The sequence below is a fragment of the Pantoea sp. DY-15 genome, assembly GCF_019795935.1.
In the GTDB taxonomy this organism is placed as follows: Bacteria; Pseudomonadota; Gammaproteobacteria; order Enterobacterales; family Enterobacteriaceae; genus Pantoea; species Pantoea leporis.
Genome location: NZ_JAIMIF010000009.1, coordinates 102,085 through 117,714, shown reverse-complemented (window position 1 = coordinate 117,714; position 15,630 = coordinate 102,085). Strand labels below are relative to the sequence as shown.

Sequence of the window (15,630 nt, the reverse complement as noted above, 5' to 3'; positions counted from 1 at the left end):
ATCCCGATATTTATCCGGTGAGTGGTTGTTATGCCTGAATTACCGTTACAGCTCAACAGCCTGGATGTAAATGCGGATAAATATCAGGCAGGCCGAAGCCTGCCTGCAGGATTACTTTTCTTGCGGGAAGATCAGGTTCAGCACGATGGCGGTAATACCACCCGCCGCAATGCCAGAGGAAAGCAGGGTTTTCAGCCAGTCCGGGGCAAATTGCAGAATCAGCGGCTGCTGAGAAACGCCCAAACCTACCGCCAGCGACAGTGCGATAATCATGATGGCACGACGATTCAGCGGTTCACGCGAAACGATGCGCACGCCAGATGCGGCGATGGTACCAAACATCACAATGGTGGCACCGCCCAGCACCGGTTCTGGAATATGCTGCACAAAACCACTCACGGCTGGGAACAGGCCAAGCACGATCAGCATCAGCGCCACGACAAACCCCACATAGCGGCTGGCAACGCCGGTAAGTTGAATCACGCCGTTGTTCTGGCCAAAACAGGAGTTCGGGAAAGTATTGAACAGCGCCGAGACAAAGGAGTTTAGCCCGTTGGCCAACACGCCGCCTTTCAGACGCTTCATATACAGCGGGCCACTCACCGGCTGCTCGGAAACATCAGAGGTCGCGGTGATGTCGCCAATGGTTTCCAGCGAAGTCACCATAAACACCAGCATCAGCGGAATCAGCAGATTCCAGTCAAAGCCCAGGCCGTAGTAGAGCGGCGATGGCACGGCAATCAGCGGCTGATCGGCTGGCGTGCTGGTGGCAGGCAGCATATCCAGCGCCCAGGCCAGCGCATAACCTACCGCCATGGCGATCACCAGCGAGGCCACACGCAGATAAGCATTACGCTGACGATTAAGCAGGATAATCACCACCAATACCGAAGCCGCCAGCAACAAGTTTTTCGGAGCGCCAAACGTGTGATCGCTCATCGCAGCAAAGCCGCCGCCGATGGAGGTCAAACCGACCTGAATCAGCGACAGACCAATAATCATCACCACAATGCCGGAAACCAGCGGCGTAATGATGCGGCGCGCCAGGTGCAACACGCGTGACAGCACCATTTCGGTACAAGACGCCACCATCAGCGTGCCAAACAGCGCCGCCATCATGGTCGGCACATCAACGCCACCATTTTTCAGCGCCATGCCGCCCATGATCAGCGGCGTCACGAAGTTAAAACTGGTGCCCTGAATCGACAACAGGCCGGAACCCACCGGTCCCCAGGTTTTGATTTGCAGAATCGATGCCACGCCCGAGGCAAACAGCGACATACTGATGATGTGCTGCGTATCCTGCGCCGGTAAACCCAGCGCCTGGCAAATCAGCAGCGCAGGCGTAATCACCGCGACAAACATCGCCAGCAAATGCTGGCAGGCAGCAAACAAGGTTTGTGGTAACGGTGGACGGTCTTCGAGGCGGTAAATCAGTTCACTTTTCGGGCTTGCAGCGCTGGCAGGCTGGCGAGTTTCAGCGGTGTTGACGGACATGGTGGACGTTCTCAATTACAACAAAGGGACGATTTTAAACGGTTGCGTTGTGAAAGCAATCGTTTGCAATACCCCTTTTTACTTCTGTTGATTTAGAGCGTAAACACCGTGCGGCAGCGGCTATCATCTTCCGGCCACGCCAGCGCGACGTCACTCAGCGAGCGCATCTGGAAGGCGATCGAAAAATCGCTCTCGGCGGCGGCCGTCAGCATTTCGCCGATGCAGGCGATCAACTCTTTATCCGACACGCTGCCGAGGCCGCTGCCCATTAATGTCAGCCCGGACGAGCGCAGCAGTTTGCTATGCAGGGTAATTTCCTGTCCGCTTAAGGAACCGATTTGCACAAAGCGCACCGTTTTTTCACCGCCCGCCACGGCGGCGTGCATGATATCGAGTGCGCTCTGTCCCCACAGATAATCCAGCACCACATCAACGCCTTCTTTCATCAACGCCGGTAATGCGCCCGGCAGTTCATCCAGCGTGAAAGTGAGGTCGGCGCCCTGAGTGCGCAGTTGATCCAGCGCGGCGCGATTACGGCCGGTGGCGATAATTTTGCCTGCACCCAGATGCTGTGCAATACGCATCGCTAAACCGCCCGACGTGCCAGTTGCGCCATTGATCAACACGGTTTCACCGACGCGCAGCTGAGCGCGTCGGGATAACGCCGCCCAGGATGACATGCCCGGATTCGCCAGCGCCGCTGCCAGCACCGGATCCAGTGTGGCCGGCAACGAAACGATGCTTGCGGCGGGCACTAAGGTTCTTTCTGCCATGCTGCCCCACGGCGCATTAAAGGCGAGGAAGTAAACCGCATCGCCATTGCTCAGCGTGCCAGTGCCATCAATGCCGGTAATAAAGGGATAGTGCGCGGCCGCGCTGTAATGCGTACCGGCGGTGCGTGCTTTTGCCAGCTGGCTGACGGCGGCGGCTTTCACTGTCACCACCACATGGTTTTCATCGGCCTGTGGTTCAGGAAAATCACCGTAAACGGGCAGTTCACCTGCCGCGGAAACTATCGCTGCTTTCATGCTTTCACCTTCAGTTAAGTGGAAACTATGTGTAATATGCACACATTAGGCTTACCTCAGGATAACGTCAATGGAAAGTGTGCAAAATACACATAATGATGCTGCATTTGATGATCTGCACAACGCGCTGCTGATGATTGTAGGAACTTTCAATCGTCCGCAACGCGATGAATTATTGATAAAAGAGTCAAATATTCAGCTCGACCGCGCGCTGTTTCCACTACTGATTCAAATCGGTCGCTTCGGGCCAATTGGCGTGGTGGAGCTGGCGGAGCGGGCCGGACGCGATTACACCACCGTCAGTCGTCAGGTGGCGAAGCTGGAGGAGTTAGGGCTGGCGCAGCGCCAGAAAAATGCCAAAGACAAACGGGTGAATGAAGCAGTGATCACTGCGGCAGGTAAAGCGATGACTGACAAAATCGATGCGGCGCGCGCGCAGATCTATCAGAACCTGTTTGCCCGTTGGCAGGATGAAGAGCGCGCCGAGCTGGCGCGTCTGCTGCAGAAATTTGTCGGGGATTTTATTGCCATCGATAAAACCAGGATGGCGGATTAAGCGTTACTGTAGCGCTCGGTTTCCGGCAGCCAGCGCTCAATAAGTGCCTGCGCCTGCTCTTGATAGTGCTGGTGGATATGACGCGCCACGCGCTGAACTTCGGGGATCATGCCCTGATCGCGCAATAAATCCGCCACTTTAAACTCGGCGTTGCCGGTTTGACGTGTGCCGAGCATCTCACCCGGACCGCGAATCTCAAGATCGTGCTGAGCAATCACGAAGCCGTCGTTACTATCGCGCAGCACCTGCAACCGCTTCTGCGCGGTTTTGCTGAGCGGCGCTTTGTACAACAACACGCAGTGTGAGGCGACAGCACCACGGCCCACGCGACCGCGCAGCTGATGCAGCTGAGCTAAACCGAGACGTTCAGGGTTTTCGATAATCATCAGGCTGGCATTCGGCACATCCACGCCCACTTCGATCACCGTGGTGGCGATCAGCAGCTGGATTTCATTGGCCTTGAACGCCGCCATCACCGCCTGTTTTTCGGCGGGCTTCATGCGGCCATGCACCAGGCCAACCTGCAAATCGGGTAGCGCCACTTTCAGCTCTTCCCAGGTTGCTTCCGCCGCCTGCGCTTCCAGCACTTCTGACTCTTCAATCAACGTACATACCCAATATGCCTGACGCCCTTCGTGACAGGCGCTTTGCACGCGCGTGATGATCTCACTTCGGCGGCTATCGGGAATCGCCACCGTGGTCACCGGCGTACGACCTGGCGGTAATTCGTCGATGGTGGAGGTATCGAGATCGGCGTAAGCGGTCATCGCCAGCGTGCGCGGAATCGGCGTGGCGGTCATGATCAGCTGATGCGGATGGAAGCCTTGTTCCTCGCCTTTTTCCCACAATGCTAAGCGCTGATGTACGCCAAAGCGGTGCTGTTCGTCGATGATCACCAGCGCCATGCCGTTGAATTTCACCTGCTCCTGGAACAGCGCGTGGGTGCCGACCACCATCGCAACCTGGCCGCTGGCAATGGCTTCCTGCTGCGCTTCGCGCGCTTTGCCTTTCTGCTTGCCCGCCAGCCAGCCCACTTCAATTCCCAGCGGTGCAAACCATTGGCGGAAGTTGTTGGCATGCTGTTCGGCCAGCAGTTCGGTCGGCGCCATCAGCGCTACCTGTTTGCCGTGTGCGATGACGTTCAGTGCCGCCAATGCGGCTACCAGTGTTTTACCGGAGCCGACATCGCCCTGCACCAAACGCATCATCGGAAAATCGTTGGCCAAATCTTTTTCGATTTCTGCCACCACGCGCTTTTGCGCACCGGTTGGCGAGAAGGGCAGCGCCGCCAGAAGTTGATCAGCCAGCTCGTGGCGCACCGTCATCGGCAGCGCATGATGGCGCTGTGCACCGGCGCGTACCGCCAGCATGCTGAGGTTATGCGCCAGCAGCTCTTCCAGAATTAGGCGTTTCTGTGCCGGATGGCGGCCGGTTTCCAACTCGCTCAGACGCAGATCCGGCGGTGGACGATGTAGCGTTCGCAGGGCATCCGGCAGGCTAATCAGCCCGCCGCTCAGTTCCGATGGCAGCAGCTCGGCAATCGGGCAACTCTCCAGCAGCGTCAACGCCTGATCGGTGAGATTGCGCAATGTCGCCTGGCGAATGCCTTCGGTGGTGGGATAAACCGGCGTCAGGGTTTCCTGCAGCTCTACGCCACCTTGTTCGCCCTGCACGCGATACTCGGGATGAATGATTTCTGCACCGCGCTGGCCGCGCTTAATCTCGCCATAGGCGGTAACGTGGCGGCCCGGCGCCAGGCTGCTTTTCATCCCGGCATTGAAATTGAAGAAGCGCATGGTCAGCATGCCGCTGCCATCGCTGATCTGGCACACCAACATGCGGCGGCGACCAAAAGTGATTTCGCTGCTCAGCACTTCACCTTCCACCGTGGCATAAACGCCGGGCAGCAGGTCATTGATTTTATACAGTTGGGTGCGATCTTCGTAACGCAGTGGCAGATGCAGCAGTAGATCCTGAATGGTGAACAGGCCAAGTTTGGCCAGCTTGCCCGCCTGACTGGCGCCGACGCCGGTCAGGGTACTGAGCGGGATGGCATCCAGCAGACGGCCTTTCATTTTCTACCTGTAGATTGCATGGTGGCCCACCACTCGGCGTCGGCTTCTACTTCGCCCTGACCATTGATGTGCGGATACGGCAGGCCTTTCTGCTTGGCGACGCGTGCCAGCACCGGGTAACCGCCTTCGAATAGCAAACGCTGCTGCTCATCTTCATCCAGCAGGCTATAGGTGCGCTGATACATGCCGGCGTTCTGTCGCTGACGCTGCGCTTCATACAAAATCAGCGCGGAAGCCACCGAGACATTGAGCGACTGCACCATGCCGACCATCGGCACAATGATGTCCTGATCGGCCAGCGCCAGCGCTTCAGCGGTAATACCGGTTTTTTCCTGACCCATCAGAATGCAGGTCGGTTTGGTGTAATCGATGTCGCGAAAATCTACCGCTTTGGCGGACAGATTAGTCGCCAGCACCTGCATGCCTTCATCCTTCAGATGACGCACTGCATCTGCAATATGCTGATGCGTTTTAACCTTCACCCAACTGTTGCTGCCGGCCGAAGCGGAAACCATGGTGCGCATACGCACGCTTGGCCAGACGGCGTGCACTTCATGAATGCCCACCGCATCGGCGGTACGGATCACTGCCGAGACGTTATGCGGTTTATGCACCTGTTCCATGCAAACGGTAAGATCGTGCTGGCGCAGGGCCAGCATCTCCTGAATTCGGGCAAAACGTTGAGCGTTCATGGGCTAATTACGGTTGCGGTGAACTTTGATCACGTCCGGCATTACGCGGATTTTGCGCATAATATTCGCCAGATGGACGCGATCGTTCGCGGTGAGGCGGATAAAGGCGCTATACACGCGACCATCACGCTCTTCGGTATTCAGGCTCTGAATATTGGAACTGGCAGTGTTGATTGCCGCGGTCAGATTCGCCAGTGCGCCCTGATGATTGAACATGTCGACTTTAATCTCTGCGACAAATTCCTGGTCGGTCACTTTATCCCACTCAACCGGCATGAACTTTTCAGGCTCTTTTTGGTAGCCACGGATGTTACGGCAGGATTCGTGATGCACCACCAAACCTTTTCCGGGACTAACGTGCGCCACAATCGGGTCACCAGGAATTGGACGGCAGCATTTGGCAAAGGTAATCAGCACGCCATCCGCGCCTTTGATCGGCAGCTTTTTGCGTTTGCTGTTGCTCTGCGGCTCTTCACTGCCTGACTGCAGCAAGTTCTTTGCCACCACCACGCTCATGGCGTTGCCCAGGCCGATTTCTGCCAGCAAATCATCGATGGCGGTCAGCTTCATGCGCTCAAGTTCGTGCTGAATGTTCTCAACCGGAATCTCTGCCAGCTTCTTGCTGCCGCCGAGCGCGTGGCTCAACAGACGACGACCCAGGTTGACGGAGTCTTCACGTTTGAGGTTTTTCAGCAGCTGACGGATTTTGGCGCGCGCTTTCGAGCTGACGACGAAATTGAGCCAGGCAGCGTTCGGGCGAGCACCCGGCGCGGTAATAATTTCAATGGTTTGACCGCTGGTCAGCGATTGTGACAGCGGGTAAGGCTGGCGATCGACGCGTGCGCCGACGCAGGCATGACCGATATCGGTATGCACCGCATAGGCGAAATCGACCGGCGTGGCGCCAGCCGGCAATTCGACAATGCGGCCTTCCGGCGTGAACACATAGATCTCATCCGGGAAGAGATCGGATTTCACGCTTTCGATAAATTCAAACGAGCTACCGGCGCTTTGTTGCAGCTCCAGCAGGCTTTGTAACCAGCGCTGAGCACGAATCTGCGCGGTAGTACCGCTGACTTCGCCGCTCTCTTTATACGCCCAGTGTGCTGCCACACCCATTTCTGCCATCTGATCCATATCTTCAGTACGGATCTGCACTTCAACCGGTACGCCGTGTGGGCCGATCATTGAAGTATGCAGCGATTGATAGCCGTTGGCCTTGGGAATGGCGATGTAATCTTTCACGCGTCCGGGACGCGGTTTGTACAAGCTGTGCATCTGTCCGAGCACGCGATAACAGGTATCCAGATCTTTCACGATGACGCGGAAAGCGTAGATATCCATGATCGAGTGAAAACGCTGCTCTTTCAGGTGCATTTTGCGGTAGATCGAGTAGAGATGTTTTTCGCGTCCACTTACGCGGCAGGGAATACCTGCTTCCTGTAAGCGACCGTCGATTTCAGCAAGGATCTTCTGAATCATCTCTTTACGGTTACCGCGCGCCGCTTTCACCACCTCTTTAATCACGCGGAAACGGTTCGGGTAGAGCGCTTCAAAGCCGAGCTCTTCCAGTTCTGTTTTCAGGTGATGAATACCAAGGCGGTGCGCCAGAGGACTGTAAATCTCCAGCGTTTCCAGCGCGATACGGCGTTTTTTATCCGGACGTAACGCGCCGAGCGTGCGCATGTTGTGCGTGCGGTCAGCCAGTTTGATCAAGATGACGCGGATATCCTGCACCATCGCCATGATCATTTTGCGGAAGTTTTCAGCCTGCGCTTCTTTCTTGTCGCGGAACTTCAGCTTATCGAGCTTGGATACACCTTCCACCAGTTCGGCAACGCTTTTACCAAACAGCTGTTCCATATCCTGGTAAGTGGCGGGCGTATCTTCGATCACGTCATGCAGCAGCGCCGCCATTAGCGTTTCATGGTCGAGTTTCATCTCGGCCAGAATGCAGGCGACAGCAACAGGATGGGTGATATAAGGCTCGCCGCTGGAGCGTGTTTGACCCTCGTGGGCATCACGCGCGACTAGATAAGCTTGCTTGAGGCGCTTAATTTGCTCCTCAGGCAAGTATTTTTCAATCAGTTGATTGAGGCTTTCAAACAGATACAAGGGCGACCTGCGAAGTGCTGTTAACGACGACCTTCAGCGATAGCGGTAACGGCTTGTAACTCAGCGGCTTCCTGCTCATGCTGTTCCTGACGATCACGGACATCCAGAATCTGGGTAGTGATCAAACCTTCTTCGATTTCGCGCAGGGCGATAACGGTTGGCTTATCGTTCTCTTCCGGAACCAGCGCATCTTTACCGCCTACCTGCATCTGACGTGCACGACGTGCAGCGACCAACACCAGGTCAAAACGGTTACCAACTTTCTCTACTGCGTCCTGAACGGTTACGCGTGCCATAGGTGTGCTACTCCACAGATGATGAAGAAATGACTGGGCATAATACTGAAAGTGAATTCAGACTGCCAATAGTTTGCTGATTAAAGCATCATGTCGCGATTTTTGGCGACCCATACGCAGACGTTCTGCGCGAATAATGGTTTTCAGATCTGACAGCGCCAGATCGAAATCATCATTAACAATTAAATAGTCATACTCGGCGTAGTGGCTCATTTCTGCCACGGCCTGTTGCATACGACGGGCAATCACCTCTTCGCTGTCCTGACCGCGGCCACGCAGGCGACGATCCAACTCTTCGGTAGAAGGCGGCAGCACAAAGATGCTGCGTGCGGCAGGCATTTTCTTGCGAATCTGCTGCGCACCTTGCCAGTCGATATCCAGGAAGACGTCCACGCCGGTCGCCAGCACCTGCTCAATTGCAGCGCGTGACGTACCGTAATAATTGCCAAACACTTCCGCATGTTCGAGGAAGTCGTCTGCTGCAATCATGGTCTCGAATTCGGACTTAGAGACGAAAAAGTAGTGCTCACCATGAGCTTCACCGGGACGCACGCCACGGGTGGTATGAGAAATAGACACCTGCGTATCGTACAGCGGTTGTGTCTTTAACAGCGCCTGAATCAGGCTGGATTTACCCGCGCCGCTGGGGGCGGAAACTATATAAAGCGTGCCTTGAGCCATGGTTATCTTGAATTGAGTAAAGAGCGGAGTCGATTTCCTGCACAGTATACACGGCTTGGGGTGGTCACGCAGCGTTTGCCGCTTGGCTGAGGCAATTCTTTTTTCTGTGAAGCCGCGCCAGAGGCTGATGTAGCAGGCTGCAACAGCGATTAAATGCCTTGAATCTGTTTCCAGCACGCAATTTTCATGGCTGGTAAATGGCAGCGCTGCGCTTTCCAATAGCAAAAAAGGAGAGCGAAGATGAAAGGATGCCTGAGTCTATTGTGTTGCTTATTCAGCATCGGTTGCTGGGCCGAAGCGCTCTGCCCGAACTGGTCGCCGATGCGTGCGGGGCAGGAAATCACACAGCTGCAAACCCAGCTACGGCAGTGGGATGACGCATATTACCGGCAGGGCACTAATCTGGTGACCGATGCCGATTACGACAGCCTGCAACAGCGATTACAGCAGTGGCAGCGCTGTTTCACGCCGGCGCAAGCCACCTACGATGCACAACTTACCACCGATGGCAGCACACATCATCCGGTGGCGCATACCGGCGTGCGCAAATTGCGCGATAAGCTGGCGGTGGCGTACTGGATGCAGGACAAATCTGCGCTATGGCTGCAGCCGAAAGTCGATGGCGTCGCCGTTACTTTGGTATATCGACAGGGTAAGTTGGCGTCATTAATCAGCCGCGGTGATGGTTTACGTGGGGAAGAGTGGCTGGCCAAATCCGCACATATTCCCTCCATCCCGCAGCAGCTGGATACCTTGCGCGAGGAAGTGGTGCTGCAAGGTGAGTTGTTTCTGCAAATGACCGATCATCAACAGGCGCGTGACGGCGGCAAGAACGCGCGCGCGCAGGTGGCGGGAGCGATGATGCGCCACGACAACAGCCCGCTACTTGAGCAGCTTGGTATATTTATCTGGGCGTGGCCGGATGGGCCCAATTCGATGCCCGATCGTCTGGCACAACTCACACAATGGGGATTTGGGCTGGCGCAGAGCTGGAGCCGTCAGGTGAGTAATGAAGAAGAGGTCGCGGTATGGCGCGATCGTTGGTTCCGCGAATCGCTGCCGTTTGTCACCGACGGCGTGGTAATCCATCAATCACCCGTCAGCGCAGGGCGCGATTGGCAGCCCGGCCAGGGCAGTTGGTCAGCGGCATGGAAGTATCAACCAGCAGAAGTCAGCAGCGAAGTGCTGTCAGTGGATTTTAATGTGGGCCGCACGGGCAAGATCGCCGTGGTGCTAGATCTAATACCGGTGCAACTGGAGGACAAAACGGTACGCCGGGTAAACATTGGTTCCCTGCGACGCTGGCGGGAACTGGATGTGATCGCGGGTGATGAGGTGACGCTCACGCTGGCGGGATTAGGCATTCCGCGACTGGAGCGCGTGATTTGGCGTGTGGCGCAGCGCGATTATCCAGCGTCGCCACAGGAGGGCGAATTCCACGGCTTAACCTGTCTGCACTTTAGCGCCGACTGCCGGGCGCAGTTTTTGTCTCGCCTCAGCTGGCTCAGCCAGAAGTCGGTACTCGATATTGCGGGCGTACAGCGCAGCAGCTGGCAGCGCCTGCTGGATAGCGGGGCTATCACCCATCTTTTTTCCTGGCTGACACTGACGCCGGAGCAGATTGCGCAGGCCAATGGCATCACGCCAGCTCGCGCACAACTTATCTGGCACCGCTTTAACCTGACGCGCCAACAGCCGCTGCGGCGCTGGGTGAGCGCACTTGGCTTGCCGTTACCGCGCACGGCGTTACAGGCTTTACCGGATGCGCAGTGGTCGCAGTTGCTGACGCGAACGGCGGAAAGCTGGCAGCAGCTGCCCGGTATCGGTAGCGTGTTGGCACAACGGATTGTGATGATGCTGCAGGATGCGCACCTGCAGCAGTTGATTCACTTTCTGCAGCAGCAGGAGATTCCTGCAACTGATTCAATGTTCAGGATGGGGATAGTTGAAGATCGGCAAACCGAGGCGGAAACGCAGCGCCAGCAAGCGGGCGAAGAAGCCGAACAGTAGCGTGATGATCACCACCGCTTCATGCGCCAGCGGCGTTTTCAGCAACAGGATATACATCCAGCCCGAGGCGAAAGCGATACCGGCATACAGCTCTTTCTGGAACACCAACGGAATGCGATTGCAGAACATATCGCGCAGCACTCCGCCGAATACGCCGGTGATCACGGCGGCGATGGCTGCAATGATGGAGGCGTGCCCGCTATCCAGTGCAACCTGGGCGCCAATAATCGAGAACACCACTAAACCCAGCGCATCCAGCACCAGAAACACTTTGCGCAGGTGCGTCATCAGCGGTGCGACAAAGGTAGTCACAACCGCAGCCGCAGCAACGATCATGATGTATTCAGGATTCTTAACCCAACTGAGCGGATAGTGGCCCAGCAGAATGTCACGCACCGAACCGCCGCCAATGGCGGTGACCGAGGCGATGATAATCACGCCGAACAGGTCCATTTTACGACGTCCTGCCGCCAGCGCGCCGGTCATGGCTTCGGCCGTAATACCAATAATATAGAGAACGGTTAATAACATAGAGCACTCCAGTATATTGGCGGCAAGGCTAAAGATTTCCCAGAGTGTAGACCACTGAGATTTTCTAAATACAGCGCTATCGGATTAGGCATTTTGATGGCGAGCCTGATAACAGGCTTAGCGGGCGGGATAAATCGGTAGTTAATGACCCTTTCGCATAAGTATAAATGATGCGAAGAGGCTAAGAGCCTTTCTTCTTAAGTTCCATCCAGTTTGTGTCGTACGTGATTACTGGCAAATAAATCCGGCTTTCCGCTCTCAGGTATCACGCGTAGCAACTATTGGACAGGCATGAAAACTCGCAACGAAGACATTCTCTTTTTCTCCTCTGACAAACTGGCGGCGCTGGGGCTGGAGAGTCTTTTGTCCACGTTACCCGTTGCGTGTCAGCTGCATGAGCTATGGTCTCTCAGCACGGTCATGGCGAAGTGCGAAAAGATGAAACCGCGTTTGCTGGTGTGTATCTTTCATGAAAATATGCCGCTAACCGGCACTTTAAAAGTACTTTACGCCTTACAGCAGCAGTTTCCCGCGATGCAAATCGTGGTGCTCACGCGGCGTTTGTTACCGCTGATGCATGCGCTCAGTCGTTACCTGCCTTCGCTCACGGTGTTAGACTTAAAATCCTCTCGTCAGATACTTTCCAGCCGTCTTCTCACCAGCATCAATACTAATGCCCAAATTCAGTTAGTTGAAGGCGCGGATATTCTTCTGCCAGACAGGCAATTACGGGTGCTACTGATGATGGCGTGGGGTTACAGCATTGAGCACATCGGAATTCGCCTGGGCATCAGTCATAAAACAGTGAATGCACACAAACTCAATGCACTGGCGCGGCTGCAGGTCAAAAGCAAGAATGATATGGCCGATCTCTACATGGTGATTGATGAGTTACGCATGATAGTGAGTTGGCTGCGTTTGCAGCGTAACGGCAAGTTAAATGAACTCAGTTTTCAGTCACTGGAAGAGTTACTGGAAGCCTAAAAAGAAAAAAGCGTGCTGGCGACCAGCACGCGAACGCATCTTTTCAGATGCCCAGAGCCCACCATACAGACTTGTTTTTATTATCCGTTTCTTGCTCGCACGTTAGCGAAACTTTTCAGGCTAAAACGGTATTCTGGCTGGAACCAAGAGCGACCGTAGTAGCAGTAAATCAGCATTCTGATGGATACCATGGCGAGGTAGCCCCAGATGGCGCATAGCACTGAAGGTGTTAGCCACACGGTAAACAGCGTGACGCCCAATCCCACCAGCACAGAAGCTATTTCCGCAAATGCGATGCGCGAAAATTGGTTTTCCCGCTGTAATATGGCGCGATAATGTTGTCCCTGCGGAATAATAATGAAGATGACCGAAATCATTTCCAGCATTATTGCCATTTCGGGTTGATTCATTATTCTGCTAGAAATGTCGCTGCCAATAAACAGCGCGGCAAAAATAGCGAGTCCGCTTAATACATTCCCCCAATACAATATTGAGAGATCGCTATTGTTCAGGTCGTTACTTCTGATAATGGTATTGCCAAATCCGCGATCGGCCAGTGTGTCAATAATCAATAACATCACAATAGCAATGGCGAGTAAATTTAACTCGTTTGCCTGGAGTATTTGTGCCAGAAGTGAAAGTTGTAAAACACCAATGCCGACGATTTTAATCGATGACAAAATTGACCATTTAGCGTTGGCCAGATTTTTTTCTCTTATCGCCATATTCTGCTCATTATGGTACATGTACCAGTGCAATTAAGGGTTTACCCTGGCCGCAGGCCAAAGCACAGCTTACATCAATGCAGCGCTTCCTGACGTAGCCCTGATATACCTTTCAGGTTTTGCCACGTAAAGATGCGTTCAATTAAATGATGTTCTGAATTTATTAAGATGCCCCTGGCGCTTAATGGTGTTGTTGTCTTAATGGTATCTCCTCCTGTGCGGAGGAAATCCGTAAGATCATTATAAAATCCCTTTGAGTTTATATATTCCCCGGCCAGCATCCGACTGGCAATCTCAACAAATTCTTTTTCTGATAACAAAGGATAGGTTGAGCGATCCATGTTATTTCCCTGTTGTTATTATAGGTTACTGCTGTGTGTGGAAAGAGTTATACCGTGTTTTAATTAAATTAACACCATCAGAAAACTCCTATAAATTCACCGCAGGAATAAATGGTTTCAGAATTTGCATCAGAATATATAAGGCGAGTGATTTACTATTTATTAGTGCTTTTCTTCATTCCAGACAGGTGAATGAATCGGTGATTAAGCAAAAAAGAAAAAACTTCGATAAATCAGAGGTACTCAGCATTTTTCTGCACATCCTCACCAGGAATTTTCCTGCTGAGGATGCTTAAGCCAGACTGGTGATTAGCAGATAAATACATGAAGGTTTGAGCAAAACAGTTAAACGCTACTGTGCAAAAAAGTAACCGATTTTTATTGATTGATTCCAGCGTGCGTTAAAGAGGTGAGATCTTCATAATCCATTGATTCTAATGAGTTAACAGATGAAGAAGCTGTTCCAGATCGCGTTTTACCCATGCAACATCCTCGGCAAACTTCTCGTCAGACATGAATGGTTGACGGTAAACCACCATCACGACTTCCGCGCCTTGCTCATTAGCAATCACCCGCATCGGCATATAAATCTCTTTACCGGTTCCGGTATCAATCCAGTGATCCATCACGCCAAATGGATTGTGCGGGGTAAAGCGAATCTTCACCGTTCCTTCGGGACCTTTGGCTTTCCAGCTGTTCCCTTCCTGTGTAAGCGTACTGGCGCTTAGTCCGCTAGCCCATTTGGCAAAGCATTCCGGTTTCCAGATGGTTTCATACAAATCTAACCAGTTGCGTGGGACCGTGAGTGTGACTGTCTGAGATGGCAGCATGGAACCTCCTGATGAGCTAACAAGAAGTCATTAAAGCACGCTGATACCGGGCTGCAAACGGCCCGGTCATGGAAGTGTGGGACAGCAGCGGTTTCCGTGAAAATGCTGTAATCAGATAAACTTGCCGCGCCCCTGAATGTCCTGCTCTTTACCTGCACCATCAGCATGGCGCAGCACGAAGCGATCGGACTGCGCAACCACCGCGCAGCTGTGATTAGGGAAGATGCGCAGCAGCGCGCCAACGGTGGGCGCCTGCTCTGCGTACTGCAGGAAACCATGCTCTTCCGACAGCTTCAACACTTCATAATGATTGCCTTGCTCGTCCACGGCGATACCAAATCCGCTAGCATTGGTGCCGTGCGGGCCTTTGTCAGAACTGAGCATTTTGGAACCGGCATCAATAATAGCGAAGTGCGGATTGACCGCCACCACGCGTGTCACCACGCTCAGCGCCAACGCATCTGGCGTGCAGAGACCCAAACGCCATGCGGTGAGATCGAGCAGCGCGTAATTGCCGGGGCGGATTTCATCGCTGCCCTGCGCGACAGGCGCTGCCAATGCCGTTGGCGTTGAACCGACCGAAATCGGGCAGTGCGCAAAACCAGCGACAATCAGGCGCTGCTGCAGATCACGCAACAATGCGATTTCCTGCAGGGCAACGTCGGCAATCGCTGCGGCGTTGCCCGCGCCATAAGCGTGACCGGCATGAGAAACCAGCCCGGCAAACGTGAGGCGCGCATCGTGAATCTGTTGCGCCAGCGTAACGGCGGCATCGCCGTGCGGATCAACACCGATACGATGTAATCCCACATCCACTTTGATGGCTAACGCCAGCTGGCAATCGGGCTGGCGCTGATGTGCAGCCGCTATTGCTGCCACGCCATGCGCGCAATCCGCAATGCAGGTAATACGCACCTTATGTTGTGCGGCTACCGCCAAAAGTTCTTTCAGCGTATCGGCATGCACAACTGGGTAAGCCAGCAGCAGATCGCGTTCGCCACCGAGAATAAAAGCGATACCTTCACTCGGTTTAGATACGGTAATGCCGCGCGCGCCGAGCTTTCGCTGGTGCTCAGCTATCCAGACGCTTTTATGGGTTTTGATATGAGGACGTAGCGTGACGCCAGCGGCATCGGCTTTTTGTTGCATCTGTTGCAGGTTGCGTTGCAGGCGCGCTGCATCAATTTCGAGGTAAGGCGTGAGTCGGTCGGCAATCAGAGGCCGCAGCCAGCCAGCCTCAATAGTATGTTCCATTGTCATTGTCCACAC

Annotated in this window: 15 protein-coding genes; 3 read left to right on the top strand and 12 right to left on the bottom strand. The window is 54.2% G+C overall.

The window, feature by feature from the left end; genetic code table 11:
• Window positions 1–111: 111 nt before the first annotated feature.
• Both K5Y32_RS24490 and K5Y32_RS24485 read right to left on the bottom strand, forming a co-directional pair.
• Window positions 112–1,497 (bottom strand): NCS2 family protein, encoded by a 1,386-nt coding sequence (locus K5Y32_RS24490; protein ID WP_008109781.1) that lies wholly within the window; start codon window positions 1,495–1,497, stop codon window positions 112–114.
• A gap of 92 nt (window positions 1,498–1,589) precedes the next feature.
• Window positions 1,590–2,525 carry a zinc-binding alcohol dehydrogenase family protein gene (locus K5Y32_RS24485; protein ID WP_222186119.1) on the bottom strand — a complete coding sequence of 312 codons (936 nt, stop codon included), beginning with the start codon at window positions 2,523–2,525 and terminating at the stop codon, window positions 1,590–1,592.
• 70 nt (window positions 2,526–2,595) lie between these two features.
• Here K5Y32_RS24485 and K5Y32_RS24480 point away from each other — a divergent pair, with 70 nt between their 5' ends.
• The gene (locus K5Y32_RS24480) at window positions 2,596–3,081 is read left to right on the top strand and encodes a MarR family winged helix-turn-helix transcriptional regulator (RefSeq protein WP_222186118.1); all 486 of its coding nucleotides are present in this window, start codon (window positions 2,596–2,598) and stop codon (window positions 3,079–3,081) included.
• Here the strand turns inward: K5Y32_RS24480 and recG are convergent.
• From recG to gmk, 5 genes are read right to left on the bottom strand one after another with little or no spacing between them, the layout of a single operon-like run.
• Entirely contained in the window at window positions 3,078–5,156 is a 2,079-nt protein-coding gene (gene recG / locus K5Y32_RS24475; protein WP_222186117.1) for an ATP-dependent DNA helicase RecG, read from the bottom strand. The two genes, K5Y32_RS24480 and recG, sit on opposite strands and share 4 nt — an antisense overlap.
• Window positions 5,153–5,848: a tRNA (guanosine(18)-2'-O)-methyltransferase TrmH gene (gene trmH / locus K5Y32_RS24470; RefSeq protein ID WP_210081773.1), complete on the bottom strand. Its 696-nt coding sequence runs from the start codon at window positions 5,846–5,848 to the stop codon at window positions 5,153–5,155. The genes recG and trmH overlap by 4 nt, the downstream gene beginning before the upstream one ends.
• Before the next feature lie 3 nt (window positions 5,849–5,851).
• Complete coding sequence (gene spoT, locus K5Y32_RS24465) at window positions 5,852–7,963, bottom strand: bifunctional GTP diphosphokinase/guanosine-3',5'-bis pyrophosphate 3'-pyrophosphohydrolase (protein ID WP_101760709.1); 2,112 nt, start codon at window positions 7,961–7,963, stop codon at window positions 5,852–5,854.
• Window positions 7,964–7,983: 20 nt separating this feature from the next.
• Entirely contained in the window at window positions 7,984–8,259 is a 276-nt protein-coding gene (gene rpoZ / locus K5Y32_RS24460; RefSeq protein ID WP_007885265.1) for a DNA-directed RNA polymerase subunit omega, read from the bottom strand.
• A 57-nt stretch (window positions 8,260–8,316) separates the two neighbouring features.
• On the bottom strand, window positions 8,317–8,940 hold the full coding sequence (gmk, locus tag K5Y32_RS24455; protein WP_222186116.1) for a guanylate kinase: 624 nt from the start codon (window positions 8,938–8,940) through the stop codon (window positions 8,317–8,319).
• A 240-nt stretch (window positions 8,941–9,180) separates the two neighbouring features.
• Between gmk and ligB the strand changes: the two genes are divergently transcribed.
• Window positions 9,181–10,950 (top strand): NAD-dependent DNA ligase LigB, encoded by a 1,770-nt coding sequence (gene ligB, locus K5Y32_RS24450; RefSeq protein WP_222186115.1) that lies wholly within the window; start codon window positions 9,181–9,183, stop codon window positions 10,948–10,950.
• On the opposite strand, the gene K5Y32_RS24445 is transcribed toward ligB, so the two are convergent.
• On the bottom strand, window positions 10,864–11,481 hold the full coding sequence (locus K5Y32_RS24445; protein ID WP_008109765.1) for a trimeric intracellular cation channel family protein: 618 nt from the start codon (window positions 11,479–11,481) through the stop codon (window positions 10,864–10,866). The genes ligB and K5Y32_RS24445 overlap by 87 nt on opposite strands.
• A 291-nt stretch (window positions 11,482–11,772) precedes the next feature.
• Between K5Y32_RS24445 and K5Y32_RS24440 the strand changes: the two genes are divergently transcribed.
• A complete protein-coding gene (locus tag K5Y32_RS24440; protein ID WP_222186114.1) occupies window positions 11,773–12,465 on the top strand; it encodes a LuxR C-terminal-related transcriptional regulator in 693 nt (230 codons plus the stop codon).
• 80 nt (window positions 12,466–12,545) lie between these two features.
• On the opposite strand, the gene K5Y32_RS24435 is transcribed toward K5Y32_RS24440, so the two are convergent.
• The 4 genes from K5Y32_RS24435 to K5Y32_RS24420 all read right to left on the bottom strand — a co-directional run bounded on the left by K5Y32_RS24435 (window position 12,546) and on the right by K5Y32_RS24420 (window position 15,615).
• Window positions 12,546–13,190: an oligosaccharide flippase family protein gene (locus tag K5Y32_RS24435; protein WP_222186113.1), complete on the bottom strand. Its 645-nt coding sequence runs from the start codon at window positions 13,188–13,190 to the stop codon at window positions 12,546–12,548.
• Between the two features lie 74 nt (window positions 13,191–13,264).
• A complete protein-coding gene (locus K5Y32_RS24430) occupies window positions 13,265–13,531 on the bottom strand; it encodes a hypothetical protein (protein ID WP_222186112.1) in 267 nt (88 codons plus the stop codon).
• 434 nt (window positions 13,532–13,965) lie between these two features.
• On the bottom strand, window positions 13,966–14,361 hold the full coding sequence (locus K5Y32_RS24425) for a polyketide cyclase (protein WP_176971633.1): 396 nt from the start codon (window positions 14,359–14,361) through the stop codon (window positions 13,966–13,968).
• A gap of 111 nt (window positions 14,362–14,472) precedes the next feature.
• Window positions 14,473–15,615 (bottom strand): alanine racemase, encoded by a 1,143-nt coding sequence (locus K5Y32_RS24420; protein WP_222186129.1) that lies wholly within the window; start codon window positions 15,613–15,615, stop codon window positions 14,473–14,475.
• Window positions 15,616–15,630 lie beyond the last annotated feature (15 nt).